The organism is Microvirga massiliensis, assembly GCF_001006805.1.
In the GTDB taxonomy this organism is placed as follows: Bacteria; Pseudomonadota; Alphaproteobacteria; order Rhizobiales; family Beijerinckiaceae; genus Microvirga; species Microvirga massiliensis.
Window position 1 is genome coordinate 204,365 of the sequence record NZ_LN811365.1, and the last position, 22,325, is coordinate 226,689.

General features: G+C 64.1%; 17 protein-coding genes. 1 reads left to right on the forward strand and 16 read right to left on the reverse strand.

Going from position 1 to position 22,325, the window contains the following annotated elements; all coding sequences use genetic code 11:
• Positions 1-211: 211 nt before the first annotated feature.
• The 15 genes from BN1233_RS35690 to BN1233_RS35755 all read right to left on the reverse strand — a co-directional run bounded on the left by BN1233_RS35690 (position 212) and on the right by BN1233_RS35755 (position 15,384).
• Positions 212-868 (reverse strand): VOC family protein, encoded by a 657-nt coding sequence (locus tag BN1233_RS35690; protein ID WP_046868397.1) that lies wholly within the window; start codon positions 866-868, stop codon positions 212-214.
• Between the two features lie 706 nt (positions 869-1,574).
• Positions 1,575-2,087, reverse strand: a complete 513-nt coding sequence (locus BN1233_RS35695) for a DUF1993 domain-containing protein (RefSeq protein WP_046868398.1) — start codon at positions 2,085-2,087, stop codon at positions 1,575-1,577.
• Positions 2,088-2,169: 82 nt separating this feature from the next.
• Positions 2,170-2,898 (reverse strand): SDR family NAD(P)-dependent oxidoreductase, encoded by a 729-nt coding sequence (locus tag BN1233_RS35700; RefSeq protein ID WP_046868399.1) that lies wholly within the window; start codon positions 2,896-2,898, stop codon positions 2,170-2,172.
• Positions 2,895-3,353 (reverse strand): MaoC family dehydratase, encoded by a 459-nt coding sequence (locus BN1233_RS35705; protein ID WP_046868400.1) that lies wholly within the window; start codon positions 3,351-3,353, stop codon positions 2,895-2,897. The genes BN1233_RS35700 and BN1233_RS35705 overlap by 4 nt, the downstream gene beginning before the upstream one ends.
• 435 nt (positions 3,354-3,788) lie before the next feature.
• Positions 3,789-4,202 (reverse strand): DNA-binding transcriptional response regulator, encoded by a 414-nt coding sequence (locus BN1233_RS35710; protein WP_046868401.1) that lies wholly within the window; start codon positions 4,200-4,202, stop codon positions 3,789-3,791.
• Between the two features lie 56 nt (positions 4,203-4,258).
• Positions 4,259-4,897: a transglutaminase-like cysteine peptidase gene (locus BN1233_RS35715; RefSeq protein WP_046868444.1), complete on the reverse strand. Its 639-nt coding sequence runs from the start codon at positions 4,895-4,897 to the stop codon at positions 4,259-4,261.
• A gap of 542 nt (positions 4,898-5,439) precedes the next feature.
• A complete protein-coding gene (locus BN1233_RS50705; RefSeq protein WP_280139488.1) occupies positions 5,440-5,565 on the reverse strand; it encodes a hypothetical protein in 126 nt (41 codons plus the stop codon).
• A 106-nt stretch (positions 5,566-5,671) separates the two neighbouring features.
• The gene (locus tag BN1233_RS47755) at positions 5,672-5,830 is read right to left on the reverse strand and encodes a hypothetical protein (protein WP_154678338.1); all 159 of its coding nucleotides are present in this window, start codon (positions 5,828-5,830) and stop codon (positions 5,672-5,674) included.
• A gap of 593 nt (positions 5,831-6,423) precedes the next feature.
• On the reverse strand, positions 6,424-7,674 hold the full coding sequence (locus BN1233_RS35725; protein WP_074078445.1) for a patatin-like phospholipase family protein: 1,251 nt from the start codon (positions 7,672-7,674) through the stop codon (positions 6,424-6,426).
• Between the two features lie 5 nt (positions 7,675-7,679).
• On the reverse strand, positions 7,680-8,207 hold the full coding sequence (locus BN1233_RS35730) for a hypothetical protein (RefSeq protein WP_244471018.1): 528 nt from the start codon (positions 8,205-8,207) through the stop codon (positions 7,680-7,682).
• 31 nt (positions 8,208-8,238) lie between these two features.
• Positions 8,239-9,315, reverse strand: a complete 1,077-nt coding sequence (locus BN1233_RS35735; RefSeq protein ID WP_063776747.1) for an HlyD family secretion protein — start codon at positions 9,313-9,315, stop codon at positions 8,239-8,241.
• Positions 9,316-9,334: 19 nt separating this feature from the next.
• The gene (locus tag BN1233_RS35740) at positions 9,335-11,650 is read right to left on the reverse strand and encodes an ABC transporter permease (protein ID WP_046868403.1); all 2,316 of its coding nucleotides are present in this window, start codon (positions 11,648-11,650) and stop codon (positions 9,335-9,337) included.
• Positions 11,647-12,696: an HlyD family secretion protein gene (locus BN1233_RS35745; RefSeq protein ID WP_046868404.1), complete on the reverse strand. Its 1,050-nt coding sequence runs from the start codon at positions 12,694-12,696 to the stop codon at positions 11,647-11,649. The genes BN1233_RS35740 and BN1233_RS35745 overlap by 4 nt, the downstream gene beginning before the upstream one ends.
• A 20-nt stretch (positions 12,697-12,716) precedes the next feature.
• Positions 12,717-14,420, reverse strand: coding sequence for an ATP-binding protein (locus tag BN1233_RS35750; RefSeq protein WP_048709967.1), 1,704 nt, complete (start codon positions 14,418-14,420; stop codon positions 12,717-12,719).
• A 328-nt stretch (positions 14,421-14,748) separates the two neighbouring features.
• Entirely contained in the window at positions 14,749-15,384 is a 636-nt protein-coding gene (locus BN1233_RS35755) for a response regulator transcription factor (protein ID WP_046868405.1), read from the reverse strand.
• 338 nt (positions 15,385-15,722) lie between these two features.
• Here BN1233_RS35755 and BN1233_RS35760 point away from each other — a divergent pair, with 338 nt between their 5' ends.
• Positions 15,723-16,115: a response regulator transcription factor gene (locus tag BN1233_RS35760; protein ID WP_046868406.1), complete on the forward strand. Its 393-nt coding sequence runs from the start codon at positions 15,723-15,725 to the stop codon at positions 16,113-16,115.
• On the opposite strand, the gene BN1233_RS35765 is transcribed toward BN1233_RS35760, so the two are convergent.
• Positions 16,110-22,013, reverse strand: a complete 5,904-nt coding sequence (locus tag BN1233_RS35765) for an AAA family ATPase (protein ID WP_046868407.1) — start codon at positions 22,011-22,013, stop codon at positions 16,110-16,112. The genes BN1233_RS35760 and BN1233_RS35765 overlap by 6 nt on opposite strands.
• Positions 22,014-22,325: the final 312 nt, after the last annotated feature.

Sequence of the window (22,325 nt, forward strand, 5' to 3'; positions counted from 1 at the left end):
TTCGACGAGCGCGACCTTCATTCCGGCGGCGGTCAGCCGTCCGGCGAGCGAGGGGCCCGCCTGTCCGGCCCCGAGGACGATCGCGTCGAAACCTTGGGTCATGGTGCGAGCCCCACGATGAGTGCTGCGCCGAGGATCGCCGCGCGTCCTCGCGCAGGCCGGCACGGCGATCCTTTCGGAAAGCCAAAGCTAGGCCCACCGGGGCCGCTGCTCATGACGGCAGCTCCTTGCCGGCCTGCTCCGCCACCATGTACTCGGCGTACCAGTCCGGCCAGCCCTCGTCATGGTGGCCAATCCGCTTCTCGTGCTCGCCGTGCGCGGCCGCCGCACGGCGGAGCGCGGCCGCGAGTTCGGTCGACGAAGTGAAGGTCGTGTCATCCGTATCCACGCGTCCCGGCAACCGCGCGGTGATCTCCTGCAACAGCCAGCTATTGCCGTCCGGGTCACTGAACGTAGCGAACGAGTTGTAACTGCGCCGCTCCGGATCCGGTCCGCTCAAGGGCCCCTCCCCGACGGCGGCACGGTGGAACACTTCGCTCACATCGACACCCCGCTCGACGAGTTCGGCGCGCGCCGCCTCGATGTCGGATACGATGAGATACATTCGCTGTGCCGAGCCCGGCTCGGCCGACGTCACGCCGTTGCCGAAGTGGATCGAGCACGGCGAGCTCGGAGGCGTAAATTGTACAACCCGAAACGCATCGCCCTTGACGAAGTCGGCGTCGAGCCTCCACCCCAAGCCGCCGTAGAAGCGCTTGGCGCGATCGACATCCGCAACAGGGATGACGATGACCTCGAGCTTCATATCGACCGTCCGCGTTCTCGGAGGCTCGATTGCGGTTTCATCATGTACCTGAGTGCTGCTCATGTCTGGCTCCTTAGGTATGAGTGCCTTGAGAGCGGCAACACACTCCTCAGTGCGTGCGTCACAGCAAAGGCACGCAGTCGAACTGATTAGGCCATCAGGTTACGCAAACCAGGCGGCCCAGGAGCGACGTCGACAAGGCTGTCGATCAGAAAGCGGCCCGTCGGAGCCCAGGTCCAATGCAGGACTCTAACTTATGTGAACAAGATACGCCTTCTTGCCTGGGTGCGGAAGCGTCACAGAACCCGCGACAACTCTCCGAGTGGAACCTTCCTCCACTGGTGATCCGCGCCTTCGGGGCGCATTGCCATTATTAGCAGCGTGAAAAATCCTCCCTGCTCCATTGGCTGGCCAAAGGGCTATCGTTGCTTTGAGCGGTGGGCCGCGAACTCGACCAGCCCGTCGGACATGCCCGCCGGGAAAGAGTCCGTTTGTCGATCTACAGGAAGTCACTTGGTGTCGGCGTTAGCAATGTCCGCTGATCCGGGTGCTTTATCTGCGCCCCGCGGACTCCTAACGCCGGCAACCCTGCAGAAATATGCGCCTGCAGTATCTGGCACGGTTTGCGATTTCAGCGGCATCCGGCCCGGCACGCTCTCCAGCATGACTGCCCGTTGCGGCTCCATGGTCGTCATGCCGCGCAGCATGCCCGTCACCGCAAGGCGGGCCAGATTCTTGTCGCTGATATGAGTGATCCCGCTCCGGGCGGTCAGGCCCGGTCGAAGCGGCCTAGGTAATCGCGCTTGCCAATGGCGACGCCCATGTGGCGCAGAATATCGTAGGCGGTCGTGACGTGAAAGAAGAAGTTCGGCAGAGCGAAGCTCAGGAGATAGGCGTCGCCAGGCGCGGTCAATTTCGTGTCGCCGCCGAACGAGATCGTCCGCGCCTCGCTTCCCTCGAACACATCGGGCCTAACCTTCTCCAGGAACGAGATGGTCCGCGCGCAGCGCTCGCGCAACTGATCGAGCGTCGTCTCCTCGTCGGCGAAGCTCGGTGCGGGCTCGCCCGTCAGGCGCACGACCGCGAATTTTGCCGTGTCGCTCGCCCGCTGCACCTGGCCGGACAGCGGCAGCATGTCGGGTGCGAGCCGGCCGTTGACGAGCGAAGCAGGATCGAGCTTGTGCTCGGCCGCGTGCGCCGCGCCCTTGTCGATCAGCGTCGAGAGGATCGCGAGTCCGCGCGTGAGCACGGGAACCGAGGCTTGATACATCGAGATCGGCATGCCGTGTCCTTTCGCGTGCCTTTTTGGTTCAGAACGCTCGGAGCCGCCACGATCGCTGCTCTATAGGACAGCGGCACGCTGCTCAAGAGCTTTCCTTGAACGGGCGCAGCTCGAGTTCGTGCGTCCACGCCGTCCGTGGCTGGCGGTGGATTTGCCAGAAGGCCTCGGCGATCGCGTCGATGCTGAGCAGTCTGTCCTCGCCGCGCTCCCTGGCGAGTTGCGGCATACGCGTGTGCAGGCGCTCGCCGTCGATGCCGCCGTCGATCACCACATGCGCCACATGGACGCCGAGCGGGCCGTATTCGCGGGCCATGCTTTGCGCGACCATGCGCAGGCCCGGCTTGGCGGCGGCGAACTGGGCATAGCCTGGCTTGCCGCGCAGGCTGGCGGACACGCCTGTGAAGTTCACGGTCCCGCGGCCGAGCGGCACGAGCCGCCGAGCCGCTCCGCAGCCGACGAGGAAGCAACCGACGTGCCAGAACGCCTCAGACTGCTCCACGGTCAGCTCGCGGAAATCGATGCGCTGGTTGTTGCCGGCATTGTAGACCACGAGGTCGGCCGGACTGATGCCGTTGCGCGCCGTCATGGCACGGTCGAACAGCCGAGCGACCTCGGCTTCGCTCGTCGCATCGGTCATAACCGGCTCGGCACTGCCGCCTGCTCCCGCGATTGCTTGCGCGACCTTGTCAATCTTGCCGCCGGTGCGTCCGGCGATGAGCACACGGTATCCCTCGGCGGCGAAGCGCTGGCACAGTGCCGCGCCGAGCCCCTGCGCGGCGCCGACCACGGCGGCGGCGAGCGGCGTGCTCATCGCGAGTCTCCGCCGCCCGGGCGGCGCAGCACGACCAGGTTGGCGACCATGATCTGCACCGGCTCGTTGTCCTGGTTCAGCGTGGTCGTGCGCATCTTGATCATGCCCTGATTGGGCCGCGACTTCGACGGCCGCACTTCCAGGACTTCGCTCTCGAGGCGCAGCTCGTCGCCCGGCCGCACCGGGCGCGGCCAGCGGAACTCGTCGCAGCTTGCTCCGACGATCCCACCCGCCGGCTTGATGTCGCTGTCGACCAGGAGGCGCATGGTCATGGCCGCGGTGTGCCAGCCACTCGCCGCTAGACCGCCGAACATCGTGGCATGTGCGGCCGCCTCGTCGAGATGGAACGGCTGCGGATCGAACTCGGCCGCGAAGGTCTTGATCCGATCCTTGTCGACCACCAGCCGCCCGGAGCCGAACGTCTGGCCCGCGGCAAAGTCCTCAAGATATCTCATCGCTGGAACCTCCTCACATGGAGCATGATCCCGCATCACTCGAGTCAAAGACAATCGCAGCGGAATCGATTCAATCCGAACCGGTCCCGTTCTGGACGAGCGGCACCGGAAGGGCGCGACGCAACTTTGCCGACCAGCTCAATGCGTGGCGGCCGCCTCCCCGACCAGCACGTGGTCGCCGCGCCGGCGGATCTCGACGGCGTTCTCGGGAGCACCCGCCCCGCCCGCGTGGAGAGGACGAGACGCTGGCCCCGGGGCGAGCACGGCCTCGACCCGGAACGGCGTCCCGGCCTGGTCTTGCGCAAGCGTGGCGACGACGCGTTCAGGCCAATGATGCGACCACCTTCGGCCATTCCACCCCGAGATGCCGAATCGTCGTCATTGAACAGCATCAGACCGATCTGGCAAGAACACCTTCCCGCCACTTGCCGCTCATCAGGCCGCCTGCCGCGCATCAGTCGGCCGCGTGGCTGCGGCAGAAGCTCGCTCGCGGCCGGCGAGAGCCTCACAAATCGCTTTGAACGCGGCGGTGGGCGTGGGCTGCTTCAGGACGATGTCGCCTTGTGCTGAAACCCGCGCCTCGGCGCCGGAAAGGATGACCGCCCTGTCCTTATGCATCTCGTGATAGGCGTCAGCGAGAATCCATCCGTCCATCGGGCCAGGCAGAACGACACGCGCGTAAAGCGACCCGACAGGCCGGCTTCGGTCGCGCAGAGCCAGAAAGGCGTTCACTGCCGTGTCAGGCGTGATCACGTCGTGGTCCTGAGCACGCAGTGACTGCGCGAGCGTTTCCCGGAAGATCGGGTTGTCGCCGGCGACGAGAATACGCTGTGGCGTAACGGTCGTCATGCTGCTCTCCGAGGTGTCTGAGCGGCGTGCGAAGCTCGACTTGCCGCCGACAGGGCTTAACGACTGGCCACCGCGGCGGCCCGTTCTTCTCCGTGTAGAGCGACCCAAGCCGGCCCTTCCGAACCTTCGCGCTTGATGTACTCGTAACCGGTTTCGTTCCAGGCGAGGACAGCCTGTCTCCTGTTGTCGAGAATGTAGTCGCCGCGGTCGGTTCGGATCATCAGAACGGCGTGGCCCTCCCCTGTTTCGTCGAGGACGACCGTGATGCGCATCGCGCGACGCGGGAGTCCCATTTCCGCAAGGAGCTTGCGCTTGAGGAGCTGGTAGTCCTCGCAGTCGCCGTAGCCGTCGTCGGGGAAGTCCCAATGGTCCACCACACCTCGGTGCTCCATGTCCGACACCGGTTTGATGGTCGCATTGACGCGCTCGTTCACGGCCTCGATCAGATCCCAGGCGGCCGCGGTCAGTTCGAGAACGGAAGGTTCGAAGAGATCAACGGCGCATTCGCGCGGGTAGCTGTCGCAGAAGTCTCGCCAAGGCGGCATGGGCTGTGCTTCGCCCAATGCCGCCAATGCCGCAGTGATAGGGAGAGGACGCGGATCGAGCTCGGCGGCTTGCACGCCGAACGACGTGAGAACGATCAGCGCGGCCACCATGGCCGATGCGATCGCGTGGCCAAACGAAGCGCAATGCATTCTCGCGATCGCGGGCCCATGCGCCGTGCGCCTTGAACGCGCGTGAGTGAGAAGCCGCATCGTCGCCCAGCTCACGAGCTCGCGCCGAGCGTTTTGTGGACCATAGCCAAGTCGAAAAGTGGTGCATGGCGATTGGATCAACATGGCCTGCAGCCTTCCTCTGAGGAATTTGGCTGATGTCAGACTAAGTCGACCGCGGCCTGTTCATCCATTCTACGTCAGGTCGGATGACGTAATGTCAATGGCGTTGTGATAGATACAAAGGTTTATCTGTTCAGCATTTCGGCAGGCATTTGAGGTCATGGTGAGGTCGCTCGCTTCGCGCGCAGGTCCCGACCGTCGGCTCAAGGGCGAAGGCGAGCAACGGTGGTACTCTGTAAGGATCTCTCGGTCCTCGCTCAGCAGGAAGCGGCGTTGTCCGAAACGAGCCAGCAACCCTCGAATTATGCCTCGAGCGCCGCGCACCCTCGCGCGCTTTGAGGCTGGAAGCGATCACGAGGCGAAATCTTGAGCCGGGACACGTCGACTGCTCGTAGTCCGCATCAGATCTGGCTGAAGGCGACCAAAAGCACTGTCACGACGATGGTCGACCCGAGAAAGCCAAAGCTGGCGGTGACGAGCGACGGCCGAATGGCGGCGACGGTCGAGCGGGTCGAGGTCCCTGTCATGATCGGGACAGGGGGGTCTCAGTTGCAACCGGGACATTGAGGCGCTTCGCGAGGACTTTGAGGTTCTCCCAGTCGAGATGGAAGAAAGATGACGTGCCAGCTGGCGTTACTTGGGTTCCGGAGACCGGAAAGGTTCGAGCAGGACGCTGGTCTTGCCCTTTTTGTAACCCTTGTAGACCACGACACCCGGGCTCAATCGCCCTTCGTTGAATTCCATCACGAACTGGAGCAGGAGCTGCCCGAGATCCTCTTGCGTGCGAAACATGACACAATCCCCGCATTGATGAACTGGACGTCTGCCTCGGGCATCAAGCGCGAGCAGCGACGCGAGGATGTGTGAGAGTAGCAGCCGGGGCGCTGGGCTGCGGGCACGCTTTGATCGACACGAGAATCGTGCGCCGCGTGCCTGTCACGGTGTCGATCAGAACAAAAACCATGATCTCCTCAATCTCAGAGCCGGACCGTCCGGCTCCGCGCTCGTGATGAACGAACCAAGTCCGTCCGTTCGACGCGCTTTCTGTTGACGTGAGATTAGGTTGAGCGGCACGAGCAATTCATTGTGCTTGCGGCACTTGCGCCGCTACCATCATTCGGCGGGCCTGCACCAAGGTTGCACCTGCCACGGCGATTACGACATCGAACTTGGTGAGGCGGGCGCAGGTTGATGGCCAAAGCCCGTTGATCGGCGCACCGATGCTCCTCCAAAGAGAGCGCCTCGACCTTGGATTCGCGCTCGATCGAGCTCCTCAGTTCCTCGATCTGCCCAGGTGAGCCGAAGCCGTTGATCAGCACGTTTGCGCTCTCACCGGCCAGGGCGCGATCGCCCACCCAATCCCGCTGGTGGACGGACAATCGAAATCACCGCAGGTTTGGAAGCTTCCTTCCTGCGAGACTGCGCTCCAACCGTTTGCGGAAGGACGGCGGAGCCGTGCCGAATGCCGTTCCCGACGCAGCCTGCGCATACCCGTACTCGAAGAGCGCCGCCATGTAGTCCGGATCGAATGGGCCCGCGCTCGGCGCGGTGAAACCCTCGTCCACAAACGTCAGCTTGAAATCGATTTCCTGGCGGCGACAGAGCTGGATAAGCGCCGCGAGCTCCAGGGCCGTGAGAGCTCGGGTGCCGACCGACATGGCCCGACCGAGCACCGCCGAGGTGGCGCGCTCGGTCACCGCGAAGTCGGAGTGCAGCGCGTTGTTGACGATCACATACAGGCGCTCAGCCGGCAGACGCTCCTCGACGCTCTCATCCACCAGCATCGGCTGAGGTGCCACGAAGAGGTAGGCGCTCGCGCCGCCATCGACATGCATTTCCTTGAAGCGCCGGCCGCCACCGACGACATCGATCATGACCGGCGGGAAGAGCCCCGGGATGCTGGCCGAGGCGAGCAGAACTTTGCGGAACAGCGCGAGCGCCTCGGGCCCGCCATGCGCCGCAATCGCTCCCATGTTCCACAGCACCAGCCGCGCGGCATCGATGTTCGTGGTCAGCACGAGCAGACGCCGGCCGCGCCGGTGCTCGGCGGCCACGGCGAGAAGCAATTCGGGCGTCACCTGGCGGGCAATCGTCTCGCGCAGCGGCCAGGTCGAGAACAAGCTGTCCTGCGTGCCGGCGATCTCGAACACGTCGGCGGCATGGAGCGTGGTATAGGCTTGCTTTAGTGCCGCATCATAGCGCGGCCCCAGAAAGGCATAGGGGCCAATTAGCGCGCCAGTGCTGACCCCGGTCACGACCGCGAAGGTCGGTCGAGAGCCGGAGGCGGTCCAGCCGGCGAGCACACCCGCCCCATAGGCCCCGTCCCCGCCGCCGCCCGACAGGGCGAGCCACGACGCGTCGGCCTGCCCCGGCACCTCCCGCACGAGCGCGAGAAAGTCGTCCGGCCGATCCGCCCAGAGGCGCGCTCCCGGCATGCCGGGGATCTCGGCGGCCGCAGCGGCTTGAGGCGAAACCAGCGTGCGCTGCAAGCTGGGTTTGCCCGCAGGCTGCGCGGCGGCGCGCTCAAGCCCCGCAGCGAGGACGGCGCCGGTGATGCCGACGAGGGCCGTCGCCATCTGGCGTCGGGTCAGGCCGGGGTTGCGCCTGATCGGTTCGCTGAAAGGGGTGCGGTCCATCGTGCTCACTCTTCTTCGGACGCGAATCCCACGCGGCGTTGCGCCGTCCAGTGACCCGAGCAATCGTAGCCTCCGGCCGTCCGCCACAGGCCGGATCCGGTGCCCTGGCCGAGGCGGCCGCGCACGTCCGCGCGGTCACTGCCCCGCGAGATGCTGGCCCGCACCGTCCCGTTCGGAGCGATGGACCCGTTGAAAGCGAAGTCCGCCGTACCGGCGTAGCGCGCCTGCCCGTGGTCGACGATGATCCCGTAGCGGTAGATCGAGCAATTCCCTCGGTCCGTGACCACCAGGACGCTCCAGCGGCCATCGAGCTGGTTGAGAGACGCGCTCTGCGCCGGTGCGGCCACAAGCCAGAGCAATGCGCCAACCTGGGAGAGGTGGGCGAGTGTGCCGAGGGCGCCTCGCATCAGCTCCGCCGGACGCCCGCTGCGATGAGCCTCACCGGCTGCGCGGCCGGTGAGCGGCGGGTGCTTGGATCCATACGAATAGTCAGGGGCATCGAAGGCCCTGGTCCGGCTGGTGTCTTCGTGCATGGTTGAAAGCTCCTTTGCATTATCGAGCATCTCATTCGGGCTTACGGAACACCCCTTCATGAGCCGTATCGCGCGTCTCAACCGGCATTCTCTTGATCAGCGGCGTCTCAATGCGCGCCGCCCGCGCAGATCCCGACACCCGCTTTGCTGGCGAAGAGTCGTCACGCGACAGCCAGACCGTCATGCCCGGCTCGAGCCCGCTTGGGTCGCCGCACGGATCGAGGCGTAACCGCAGCGTATTGCGATCGTGGTCGCCGATCGCGCGCTCCGCCTGCCAGGTCGCAAATTGACCGAGCGGCATGATTTCGGTGACGACCGCCGGCGTTGCGGCGCTCGCGCCGGCCTGTGCAACCTCGATCCTCGAGCCCACGGCCACACCGTGCAGCGTGTCCTCCCGCGCATTGAACGACAGCCAGCGCTTGCCGGCATCCTCGATGACCAGAACCGGTTGGCCGGCGCGGACCGCTTCGCCGACTTCGGCCACGATCACGGTGACGACGCCGTCGGCGGGCGCCCGCAGGATCGTTTTGTCGAGCCGGCGTTCGAGCACCGCGAGCGCGGAGGCGGCAGTCTGTACCTGAGCGTCGGCGATGGCGCGCTCCTCCCGCGTAGGGCCCGCCTTGGCGGCCGCATGGTTCGCCTCCGCCTCCGCGATGTCGGCCTGCGCGCTGGCGACGTCGTTCTCGGCCTGGTCGAGCTGCTGCTGGGGGGCCGTATCGGTGCGGGCCAAGGTGCGAGTGCGGGCTAGTTGCCGGCTCGCATAATCGAGCCGCGATTTGGCCTTGGCGATCTCGAACGCCAGCGTCGCGAGCCGCTCGGCCCGCACGCCCGCGTAGACGTTATTGCGCTCCGCAAGCGCGGACGCGAGCGCGGCGCGGGCTTGCGCAACCGACGCGGTCAGCTCGAGCGCCGACAGCTCGGCGACGATGTCGCCGGTGTGCACGCGCTCGCCTGGATGGATCCGGATTGCGGCGAGCTGGCCACCGACCTCGGGCGCGACGCGGATCTCGGTCGTTCGCACGATGCCGACGAGCGGCGGTGCGGGCGTCGAGCGCCCGAGCGCGACGGCGGCGCCCGCTGCCGCTGCAATGGCGAGACCGAGCACCACGATGGGTCTGCGACTGTGTTTAGGCATGGGCCCGCCTCCGGATAACGAGATGCGCCGACACAACCGCAAGAACGAAGTAGGCGAGGATAAGAAGCCACAGTCCGCGCCAATTGTTTGATACCTCAGCCAAGTTTGCGCCGAGCTGATTGATCCGAACGAGTCCCTGGATTGCGAAACCGACCGGGAAGATGGAGCCGAAGATCTGCACCGCCTCGGGGATTGCCTCCCGCGGCCACGCAAACCCGGTCGTGAAGAACTGCGGCAAGCTGGTCGCGAGAAAGACAAGCGTCGGGGTCTCGGGATAGCGGAACCAGGCGCCCGCCGCCTGCCCCATGAAGCTGGTCGCCAGAATGAAGACCGAGGCGAACGCAAATATCTGCAGGGTGCTGCCGAGCGCCGAGAACCCGTAGAAGCGCGGCAGAACAATCAAGTAGAGTGCAAGCGCCGGCAGGTAGATGGTCAGGTGCGCGACACCCCGGCCGAGCACCTTCGACCAGGTTCGGCCGCCGTATTGAGACAGTGCGACGGTGGTCAGCAATGCAGCGCCGATCAGAAGCGTCTGCTGCAGGATCAGCAGGAAGGCGGCCGGAACGATGTAGCTCGCGTAGCCCCCGACCGGGTTGAAGATCGGCTGCAGCAGGATGTCGGCCGGATTGGACGACGCGAGCGCGGCCTTAACGAGACTGCCGTCGCTGCGCGCCCCGCCCAAGGCGAGCTCCGACGTCAACGTCCCGAGCGCCGTCGCGATCCCGCCGCCGATCGATCTGAAAACAAACAGGTAGGTGGCATCCGCGTAGATCGGGACATGGACCGTGACGCCTTTGAGAACATCACGCTCGGTCCCCCGAGGTATGCCGACGATAGCAAAGGCCTCGCCGCGGTCCAGAGCGGCGCGCGCGTCGGCCAGCGTGTCGGCGCGAACCGCGACCTGCACGGCACCGCTCGCATCGAGCGTCTGCATGATTCTTCGGCTGAGCTCGCTCAGGTCACTATCGACGACCGCGATCGGAACCTTGCGCAGGATCTGATTGAGATAAGGCTGCGGATAGTAGAGCCCGTAGATCAACGGGGCGATAAACAAGACGGCGAAGACGCCGCGAATGGCCAGCACGCGTCGCCACTCGAACGCAAACGCTTCGCCGATGTTTCGCGGTGCCGTCGACGGCAGCGTAGGCTGCGCCGCGACCACGATGATCGGTTTGGCGACGAGGGCGCGCATGCGAAGCAGCGCCAAGAGCGCGTAAAGAATGGCCAACCCCGCCAGTGCCGCAAACGCGTGCGCCGATTCGTGCACCGGCAGCCCCTGCGCCGCCTGGCCGAGCAGAATAGCCATGTACCAGCGCAACGGCAGCATCGCGCCAAAGATCTGCGCAAATGCATTCATCCCGAGCATCGGGAATCCGACTCCCGTGTAGCCGAAGGCTGGCGAGACGATGAGACCAGTGAGGCCAAGCCCGGTTGAGAGATCGCGCATCAGGAGCTGCAGCAATGCGCCCAGCACAAGGTAAGCTACGATCAGGAGTGATGCGGACGCCACGATCATGAGCACATCACCCTTGAAGGAGATATCGAACATGCCCTCGAGGACCAGCGGCACGCACAGCATGATGAAGAAGAAGATCACGAACAGTGGCGCGAGCTTGCCGGCGAGCGCCACGAGCGGGTTATACCCCGCGCAGGCGAGCCAGGCGCGCACGCTGCGCCGCCGGAACTCGGAGCCGACCGCGTAGCCGGCCGCCAGCGCCGTCACCGCGTGGATCACCATCGGCAGCAGCGCGCGCAGGAGGAATTGCGCATAGTTCTTCTCCGGATTGGCCAGCACGAAGGTCTCGGAAACGAGACCGCCGACGCGGGCGGGCGTCGCTGCAGCGCCCGCCACGGCCGCCTGTCCAGCGGCCGCGAGGCTGTCGCTCAGACCGCCGGACGCAATCCCCACAGCCGTCAGGAACTGCTGATTGTGGAACGCGACGATCTGGGGTCGGCGCTGCGCATTGAGGTCGCGCTCGAAGTTGGGCGGAATGTACACGGCCGCGATGGCTTCCCCCGACCGGATAGCGCTGGCTGCTGCCGAGAGATTCGTCGGGCGCTCGACAACGCTGAGGCCCGGCGACGCAGCTACCTTTTGGATGAATGCGCGTGAGGTCTCGGAGCGGTCCAGGTCGACCGCGACGACACCGAGCCCGCGGATGACCGGATGGCTGAAGGCCGCGGACAGAACCACGAACGCGAAGAGCGGCACGCCGAAAATCAGGATGACGGCGGGACGGTCGTGCAGCAGCCAACGCGCTTCGCGCCTGGCGACCAGCCAAAATCCGGGGCGCGCCGGGTGCCTCATGGCCGCCCCCGCCAATCGAGGTACGCGCTCATCCCAGGCCGCAGCTCCGATACCTTCTCGACCGGATAGGCGCGAACCGCGAACGTGCGCAGATCAAAATCGCCGGTGGCGCGGGTGGAACGCCAGCTCGCATATTCGCCCTTGGTGGCGATCAGCTTGACCTCGACTTCGATGCGCCGGTCGGCAAGCGCCGGAATGCGCACCCCGAACCGGTCCCCGACCTTCAGCGACCTGACCAGATCCTCACGCAGGTCTAGGTGGATCCAGACGTCATTAAGGTCAATCAGCGTCACCAGCGGCACGCCGGGAGAGACGTATTCGCCAGACTCGACGTTACGTTTGTAAACCTGCGAAGCGGCCGGGGCATAGATCACCATCTGATCGATCATTGACTGGACCGCCGCAATGTCGGCGATCGCCTTGCGAACGTTCGTCTCGGCGATCTGGTGTTCCTCGGCCGTGTAGCCGTTAATGGCCTGCTCGTGGGCCGACTTCGCCTGGTCGAGCATACGTTCGCTCTCGTGCAGCGTATCGATGACTTGGTCGAGGCGCGCCTGCGAGGCGTTGCCCTGCCCGGCAAGCTGGCTCACACGGTCGAAGGTCTTTTGCGCGAAGATCACGCTCGCCTCGGCGCGCTCCCGCGCGGCCTTGCGGGCTGCAATGACCTCGGCGCGGGTCCCGGCATTAATGTTGGCGAGCTGCGCCTCGGCGACGACCTTCGCGGCAACCGTCTGCGCGTGTTTCGCGATCGTTTCGGGGTTGTCGATGCGGACCAGCACGGCGCCGGCCTCCACGTTCTGGCCACGATCAACCGGAATCTCGCCGACGCGGCCGTCGACGCGCGCCGCGATGTCGAACCGCGTCGCGTCCACCTCGCCCTGGACCAGCAGCGGCTCGGGCCGCACCAGATACCAGATCGATGAGCCCGCGACGGCGACCGCCACGAGGCCCACCACAATGCTCGAAGCGCGGGCTGACGCCGCTACCAGCTTCTTCGGCTGCACTCGTTCGATTGCCGCTAGCGCGGCGGGCGTCGTCATGTCCATCTCAGCTTCCCTCGCTGCGTTCACTGCACATGCACGGTTCGACGGTATTGCAGCGTACCGCGCTCTCGCCTTTGCATGGGGTGCGCCACGTACCGGGTTCCACAGCGCGCAGGCGATCTCTCTTTGCCGTGCGGGGCGACAGCGGATGGCGCACCGTTCAACATCGGCGCCGCTGACGGGCGCTTGATCGCCACCTTCGCGTTGTCACTTAGGCGGCGGGCGATGGCGTCGAGATCGCCGCTTTCTTCGAGCTTCTCCAGCGCGTAAGCCCGCGTGACGTGGCTCAGCCGGAAGCGCGGTTGCGTCTCCCGGACCTCCGAGGTGATGAGCGACTGTGAGACCAGCTCGGCCACCTTATCGACCATGGGGCAGTCCGGCCGAGCCTGATCGGAAACGATGCCGGCGGCGTCCTGCAAGGTAAATTCACCGGAGAAGACGGAGAGACGGCGCAACATGATCTGCTGCTGATCTGTGAGCAGGCCATGGCTCCAGTCGAGGGCGGCGCGGATGGTCTGCTGGCGCGCCGGCCCGGTTCGGTAGCCGGCGGTGAGCAGACGCAAAGGTTGTTTGAGTTCGGCCGCGACCGCAGCAATGCCGAGCGAGCCGACGCGGTGCGCGGCAAGCTCGATCGCAAGCGGAAAGCCATCGAGTGTGTCGCAGATGTCGGATGCGGCCGCAGCATCCGCATCACTCAGGGCGAATTCGCCGATGGAGGCGGCGGTGCGCTCGAGGAACAGCTCGACCGCCGGAAAACGATGCGCCTGCTCAGCAGTTGTGCAATGGGCGGGCGGACTCTCCAGGCCGCCGAGCCGGCACAGCTGCTCGCCTTCGGTGTGCAGCGGCTCGCGGCTGGTCGCCAGGACGTGAACGCCCGGCGCGTCGCGCAGAATCGTCGCCACCAGATCTGCCGCCGCCGCGACGGCGTGCTCGCACGTGTCGAGCACGAGCAACATCTGTTTGTCGCGGAGTGCAGTGACCAGGTTTGCCGGGGACTTTTCCCGGTCCAGCTCGAGCCCTAGAACCGACGCGACGGCATCTGCGACGTGTCGCGGATTTTCGCGCGCCGCCAGGTCGATCCACCACGTGCCGTCCCGGTAGGTTGCAGCCACCTCCCCGGCGACGGCCAGCGCGACCGCGGTCTTGCCGATTCCGCCGGGGCCGACCACAGTGAAGAAGCGATCACGGGTTATCTGCGCCGACAGGCGGGCCACGATGTCACTCCGCCCGATCAGCCGCGTCACCCTGGCGGGTAGATTGTGGCCCCACCCGGTGACGGAAGCCACCGGAAGCGACGGCTTGAACTGGTCGGACACCGTGACGGGCGCGACGAAGCGATATCCCCGCCCCGGGATGTTGATCAGAAAACGATTGCCGTCGCGGCCATCGCCGAGGACACGGCGCAGCGCGGTGATATGGACCGTCAGGTTACCCGGCTCGACGAACGTTTTCGGCCACACGCGGGCCATGAGCTCATTCTTCTCAACCAGGTCGCCCGGCCGCTCGAGCAGCGCAATGAGGATGTCGAGCGCGCGGCTGCCGATGTGAACCGGCTGATTGTCTTGCAGGAGCAGTCGCTGCATCGGCGACCGGCGGAACGGGCCAAAACTGATCGGCGTCGCCGCGGAATGTGACTCGACGGCGGACACTGAGGCAGGGCGAGGATCCGTTCCCTCGCCCGCCGACTGATCGTGATCGATAATAGAAAGTGGAGTTTTGCTCGACACGGTCATCTCCAGGTGTTCTGGACTCCCAGCCGTTGCGGAGTGGGCGAAGCCTCACTGCGTACGCCGCCCCAATCTCAATGAATGCAAAATTATGATGTCGAAGGCCGCGGCGGATATTGAGCGTGGGTGCAAACCGGTACCGAATGTGGCGGTGTGGCCTGAACTTTAGCTTACGCGGCGAGTAAGGGCCTCCCACACGTCCCGGCCCGTCGTCTGCTCAACAGGGCAGCATCTGGATGACGGCGGTACTGTCGGCGGTCCCGCGTGCCTGCTGATCCGCACACGCGGACGGCCTCGTCGGACGAAGAAGGAGGCCCGGTACGTCGGATCAGGCGCGTTGCGGCCTCTCGGGCACGAGCTTGAGCTTGACCGCCATTTGGCCGAGTTCGGGAAGCGAACCGGCCTTCATCTTCTGCATCGCCCTGCTGCGATGCACCTTCACCGTGGCTTCGGCGATGCCGATGTCGTAGGCGATCTGCTTGCTCAGGCGTCCGCGCGCCACCTGGACCACGATCTCGCGCTCCCGCGGGCTGAGCGAGGCGAAACGCGCCCTGAGATCCGCCAGATCCTCTTCATTCTCCCGTCGAGCGCGATCGCGCGAGAGGCCGAGCTGAATGGCATCGAGGAGGTCCTGATCGCGGAATGGCTTGGTCAGGAACTCGATGGCGCCCCCCTTCATCGCTTGCACCGACATCGGGATGTCGCCGTGCCCTGTGATGAAAATGATCGGGATTTCCCTTTTTGCCTGAGCGATCTCCCGCTGCAAATCGAGGCCGCTTTGCCCCGGCAGCCGGACGTCGAGCACCAGGCAAGTGGGCCCATCGGGCGGATCGGCCTTGAGGAAGTCGGCAATGGACGCAAAGAGCTGAACGTCCATATCGAGTGACCGTAACAGACGGCCGACCGAGGCTCGGACGTCGGCGTCGTCGTCGATGACCAAGACGGTGGAGTTTGCCTCAGGCATCGCTGCTGCTCGGATTAAGGGGTCACCGTAACAACCCTCGGTTTCGGTTCCCGAATTGGCCGACGGTGAAGTTCTAGCGCCAATCCGCGAGCCTGAACACCCCATTCACCTCCAGAGCAGACCCGCAGTCATAGACCTGACTTTACGCGCGCTGCATGGGGCACCCAGCCCCAACTTCGGCGCGCAGCTCAGAAATGTCGCATTGCACATAAGCCAAAGCTTACAGGACACCGGCCTTGCACCCGGGCATTCTTTACGCAAGTAGGCAATTCCCATGCGCCGCCGACGACATTGTCGGGCAAGCCGCATAGCAGTCCGTGCGGGCTGTCGGAGGTGGTATGCCGAAAACGTTATTGGTTTCAGTCGTTGACGATGATCGGTCCGGCCGCGAGTCCATGCGACGGCTCATGAGATCGTTGGGCTACGCCGTCGAGGCTTTTCCGTCGGCAGCCGATTTCCTCGCATCTCCGCTTCGTGGTGAAACGGCCTGCCTGATCGCCGACGTGCATATGCCGGCGATGACCGGGATCGAGCTCTATCGGCACCTCATTGATGCAGGGCGCACCATTCCGACAATCCTCGTGACTGCCTATCCCAACGACGTCGACCGGGCATGTGCCCTGAATGACGGAGTCCTCTGTTACCTTCGCAAGCCGCTTGATGAAGAGTCCCTGTTACGCTGTCTTCGCACGGCGCTCACGTCCGCTGAAACGCCGGAAAACAATTCATGATCTCACCTCCGCGCCGGGAACGGTGAACCGAAAAACGGCGCCGCGAGGTTCATTCGCCTCGGCCCACAGCTGGCCTCCATGGGCACCGATAATGGACCGACAGATGGACAGTCCCATCCCGGTTCCGCTGGGCTTTGTCGTGTAAAACGACTTGAAAACGTGCTCGAGATGGTCCGGATCGATGCCGGGCCCGGAATCGCTCACGGCCACGAGGATCCCTGTCTGGGCTTGTTCAGTTCTGATCGACAATTCTCGTGCTCCCGCCTCCCTCGAGCCCATTGCTTCGACCGCATTCAAAATCAGGTTCATGACCACCTGTTGCAGTTGAACGCGGTCACCCTGAACCGGCAGCAATCCGTCAGCAAGCCGGGCCTGGACCGAGACACCATGCTTGATGATTGCACTTCGCGCCAATACGATCACCTCATTGATCGCTGCATTAAGATCAAAGTAGTCCTTTCGCGGAGGCGCCTTCTTGATGTGATCACGGATTCGGTCGACGATGTCTCCGCCTCGATCGGCATCGCCCACGATGCAGCCGAGCGCCTCCCTGACCTCATCGAGGTCCGGCGGTTGTCTATTCAGAAAATTTAAGGCTGCACGAGCGTTGTTACGCGCGCTGGCGATCGGTTGCGCGATCTCGTGAGACAGCGAGGCAGCCAATTCTCCCATCATGCTCACCCGGTTCATGTGGGCGAAATCCGATTCCAACTGACGCAACCTCTCACGCTCCTCCTGCGCGCGCACAACTGCTGTCACGTCTGTGCCGGTGCCACGATAGCCACGGAATTCTCCGTTGGGGTCAAACACTGGCTTGCCACTAGCTTTCACGTACATCGGAGAGCCATCACCACCCACAGTGCGATATACGACGTCACGAAACGGCTTGCGTGCTTCGAGAGTTTCCCAAACAAGCCGCCATTTTTCCGGTTCCGTCTCGAGGTCGAGTGCGTGGTTCCACCACGCGGTACCGAGTCGATTTGCCGGGTCTGAACCAAACGCATTTTCGGTCAACAGCGTGAATTTGTAGTCCGGACCGATCTCCCAAAACCAATCGGACGCGGTTTCGGCGTAGTCGCGGAAACTCCTTTCGCTTTCGCGAAGCGCCTCGTCGGCCTGCCTGCGCTCGGTCAAATCGAGCACGAATGCGACGCCATCGTTACTGCTTTCCTCGAATAGCGCGCCACCAACCATGACGGGGAGGCGCGTGCCATCTTTGCGGAAATACTCCTTCTCGAACGGTTGAAAAGTCCCGGTTGAGCGCAGTTCCGACATCGCGCACTCGTCCTGGCCGCGCCACTCGGTCGGCGTCAGATCGGTCCAGCGCAAGCGACGCGAAGCGACATCTTCACGGTTGTACTGCAGCATGCGCAGAAACGCTTCGTTGGCTTCGAGAATGGCGCCTTCGAGATTCCAAATGACGATGCCCAGAATGTTGGCCTCAACCAGGCGCCGGATTCTTCCTTCGCGATCTGCGAGATCATAATAAAGCCGCGAATTCTCGAGCGAGATTGCCGCTTGCGAGGCAAGCACCTTCAATAGCGTGACACAGTCAGGCGTAAAAACGTGTGGTGACAGATTGTTTTCAAGATAGAGAAGAGCGATGAGCTTGCCTTGGTTTATCAATGGCAGACAGAGAATGGAACGGGCCCGATGCGTCACGATATAGAGATCGGCATTGAACGAACTCTGAGGCGACGATGCATCGTCGAGAATGACGCTCTCTCGTGTACGTGCTGCATAGCGAATGAGCGAATCTGGCAGCGCGACTGAGATGTGTGTTCCGCGCTCCGGCAGGTGCACGGCGACATCCTCGCCGCGCGCGGTAGCTTCTGCTTGTATCTGCAGCTCCCCGCTTTGTGAGGAAATCAAGAGGCCCCGCTCGGCGCCAGCGTGCTTGATCACCACACGCATGAGCCTGTCGATGAGCTTTTCGAGCACTACCTCGCCGGAGAGTGCTTGCGAGATTTGGATCACGGTAGCGAGATCGAGCCCTTCGGCGGGTACTTCGATCGTGCCCGTTGGACCCGGCCCACGCTCGTTCTGCCGCAGCTTCGGGTGCAATTGATCGAGCTGTCGCACCTTGCCGTCGGCTCCCCACCGCAAATAGCCGGATCGGGCTTCCCGCAAATAAGCGTTTGCAACCAACTCGAAGCCGCGCGCAGCGTAGAAACGGGCAGCGAGCTCGTAGCCGAGTGCCTCGTTTTGCACGAAGTCGTTGTCCCGCGCCGACTTGATCGCCACTTCGTATAGACGCTCGGCATCGAGCTCACGGCCTTCGAGACGCGCGATCTCAGCGGCGACCAGCGCTGCACGATCCTCGAAGTTCTGCGGGCAATTCGCGGCCAAGGCCCGCAGATGCTGCTCGTGGGCGCCAAGTGCTTCTCGATGCTCGGCGTACGGGTCGGGGCCCAGGGGCTCGCACCGGGCCGCACGGCACAGGCCAGAATAAAAATGGGATTCGGCCTTCTCCAGGGGGAAGAGCGACAGCGCCGGCGATGTCACGTACCATTTCTCCACCTTGTCCGCTGCCTCGATCGCCGCCAAGTAGTCGCCGGCGAAGAAGCGCGCCTGGAGCTTTCGGATCCAGTAGTAGCATTCTAGGAAGGCGCGAGAGGGTTGGCTCGTGATGCGCTCCTCGAAAGAGCGCTCCGCGAATCCACCATCGTCGAGGTACCCGAACTTCGCGGTTCTTCCGCGCAGGGTTCGGGCGAGCGCGATTGGCGCTGAAAGTCTGTCGAGGAAGAATCCGTACCCCTGCACGAATTCCAATGCATCCTGGGCTTCGGGCTCGAATTGGTCGAGTGGATGGCCCAGTGCAAGAAGAATAGTGCTGAGACCGCGGGAGGCGAGTGCGGCATATGTCGGGTCGCCGTGCTCCTTCGCCATCTGGAAGGCACGACGAGACGGTTCGATTCCCTCTCTTAGCGGTCGTGTCCAAGGAACCACGATCGCGAAGCCGACATAGGTCCGTGCCCCAAAGTGCGTCAATCCGCGACGCTCAAGCAGATCGCACGCCATCCTTCCGAATCTATAGCCCTCATCGTAGTGACCGAAGCGCGGGCCCGCGATCATGGCCGTTGCAACGTAGTTCAGCGGTGATGCTGCGCTGTTGCCGTACACCAGGCTGAGATTGACGGCCATGCAGACGCTGAGTGCGTACAAGTTTTTGTCGGTGTACAGGGCCGGTAGAACCAAACTGGTGAGCACATCGAGCGTCGCCCGAGCCTCCGGATCTTGGATCAGCGGCAGGTCAACTAGATCTTCGATCCTTCGGTCTCCGAGTAGTGACCAGATGCGCTCGTACTCGCGGCGCGCATCCGCCTCGGTGGGATGGGCCGACCAATCGATGCCTACATGCCGCAAGCATTCGAGCGCCACGGATACCGCGCTCTCGCCAACCCCAAGCGCTACGTACACATCCAACCGGCGGTGTGCCACAGCGCATCGTTGGACCGTGCCTACCGAGCGCGTTGCGAGCGCCAACAGCCGCTGCTCGGCCCCCCGCAACTCGCCGGCATAGACCTCACAGTCGGCCCGGTGCAGTTCTAACTCGAACGCTAGCTCCTGCCGGCGCTCCCACGCATCTTTCGGCAACAGCGCCGCGCCGGCGGTAAGATATGCCAGCGCGGAGGCATAGGCCGATGACGCTTTGGCGCGTTTGCCAGCGGCCAGATTCAGCTCTGCTATCTGCTCACATTCGTCCCGTGAGGTGATCAGCGGCGCGCCACGGTTCAGCTGGTTGAGGATCTCAAAGATTGCCTCATCGTGTTTTTCCGGTGCTATCTGCGTCAGCAGCTGCCGGCCGAGTGTCAAATGCACCTGGGCGCGCGCCTTTTCTGGGATCAACGCGTAGGCCGCTTCCCGCATTCGGTCGTGAACGAAATTATAGGAGCCCGCGAGACGCTCGACGAATTGTTGGCGTAGGGCCTCCCAGAGAATCGCGTGCACCTGTTGCTCGGACGTTTCCATAACGAGCGAGAGCATCGCGACGTCGGCAGCATTGCCGAGGCAAGCGAGCCGCCGTAACGCGTCCTGCGTATCGACCGGCAGCCGTGTCAGCTTTCCGGCCAGGAACTCCACGACGTTGTCCGTGTACCGTTTGGCGTGGATGCCGGAGAGATCCCAGGACCATCGCGCCTGCTCATGATCGAAGGCTACGAGTCCCTCGTCGGCGAGCGCATAAAGAAATTGTATTACGAAGAACGGATTACCCTCGGTCTTCGCGTGCACCAGCCGTGCGAGCGAGGCGGCCCGTTTCGGGTCGCAACGAAGCGAGTCCGCGACAAGCTCTCCCAGGTCTTCCGTGGTCAGCGGCGCCAGCTGGATGTCCTGCAGCACTCCGGTTGGCCGAATCGCCTCCAGCTTGCGCATGAGCGGATGTGCGGCGGTGACCTCGTTGTCGCGGTAGGCGCCAATGAGGAGAAGATTGCGGAGATCGGACCGGCTCAACAAGTCTTCCAAAAGGTCGAGCGTCGCCGCATCGAGCCATTGCAAGTCGTCGAGGAACAGCGCCAGCGGATGTTCCGCTCGGGCAAAGACGCCGATCAACTGCCGAAACACCATCTGGAAGCGCCGTTGCGCGTCCTGCGGCGGGAGCTCAACGACACGAGGCGGCTCTCCAATAAGGGGCTTCAGTTCAGGAACGAGATCCACCATCAGACCTGCGTTCGGTCCCAGCGTCTGCTGAAAGGCGTCGCGCCATGGCGCAAGGTCGGCGTCGCTCTTGCCGAGCAGCGGTCGGATTAGGCTCTGAAGCGCCTGTGCCAGCGTCGCGTAGGGAATATTGCGTTTGAGTTGATCAAATTTGCCGCAAGCGAACAGGCCGCGCGGCGGTACTATTACCGCCTGCAGCTCGTTGACAACCGACGATTTGCCAATGCCGGAATAGCCGGAGACCAGGACTAATTCCGGGGCGCCACCGTTGACGACGCGATCGAAGGAGGCGAGCAAAGTCTCAACCTCGCGCCGCCGCCCGTAGAGTTTCTCGGGAATCAGCAGCCGGTCGGGCGTGTCGCGTTCGCCGAGTGGAAAGTCGTCAACCCAGCGTTGCGCCCTCCATTCGTTCCGGCAGCGGCGAAGATCGCTTTCGAGACCGGCGGCCGTCTGGTAGCGGTCTTCGGCCATCTTCGCGAGCAGCTTCATGACGATCGCCGAAATGACGCCGGGAATTTCCCCCACCCGCTCGGCAGGTGCCACTGGCCGCCTGGCGACGTGGCAGTGCACCCATTCCATGGCGTCCGCGGCCGTAAACGGCAAAGCTCCGGTGAGCATTTGGTAGAACGTGACGCCGAGGGCGTAGAGGTCGCTGCGGGAATCGATTGACCGATTCATCCGTCCGGTCTGCTCGGGTGCCATGTAGGCGAGCGTGCCGGAGATCGTCTCGGGAGGGTGAGGCGACTGACGCTCGCGCGCCAACCGTGAGGCGATGCCGAACCCGGTCAGCCGCACCTCGTCGGTCGCGACGTTGACCAGGATATTGGCCGGCTTGATGTCCTTGTGGACGAGGCTGCGCTGGTGAAGCTTGCCCACAGCCGCCGCTATAGCGATGGCGAGGCCCAAGAAGCGTCCCACCTCCATGGGTGCGCCGAGCAGCCCTTCGAGCGGCTCGCCGGCCGCATCGTTGAGCACCAGCATCGTGCGCCCGTCGTCGCACACGAGGTCCAGCGGCCGCACCGCCCACGCCCCGTCGAGCTCATCCCTTAATTCGAATTCATGCGTGAGGTGATCGAGGCTTGAACGCGACGGGTGGTCCGCTGCAGGAGCAACCATCAAGACGGCGCGCCGGCTCCCGTTATCCTCCACTCGCCACCCACGGCGGAAGATGCGCTCGCCGTCCTCCCACCACACCTGGGAGTCGCCGCCCAAATATGCGCCGCTCCACGAATACGGCACCATCTGTCAGCTCCGGCATCGGGCGTCTGAATTGAGTTCGGCCGACCGAGTCTCACTTGCGCCACGCGTCAGCGCACCCTCTCGCCTGGCCGAAATCCTAGCGCATTCCCGGAGAAATGGCAGCCGTCCGTTGAGCTTGCCTGACCCGACGTACGCGGATCCCGTCGTCTGTGAAGAACGCGGCTCAAGCGCTTTGCTGGGCTGGTGAGCGGTCCGGAGCGGGGGCGAGGAGCATCAGGATCCAGGCGCACAAAAGGGCCAACCACCGGAGCAGCAGGCGGAAGTTGTAGCCGACCCCGGCGAGCACGGCATTGG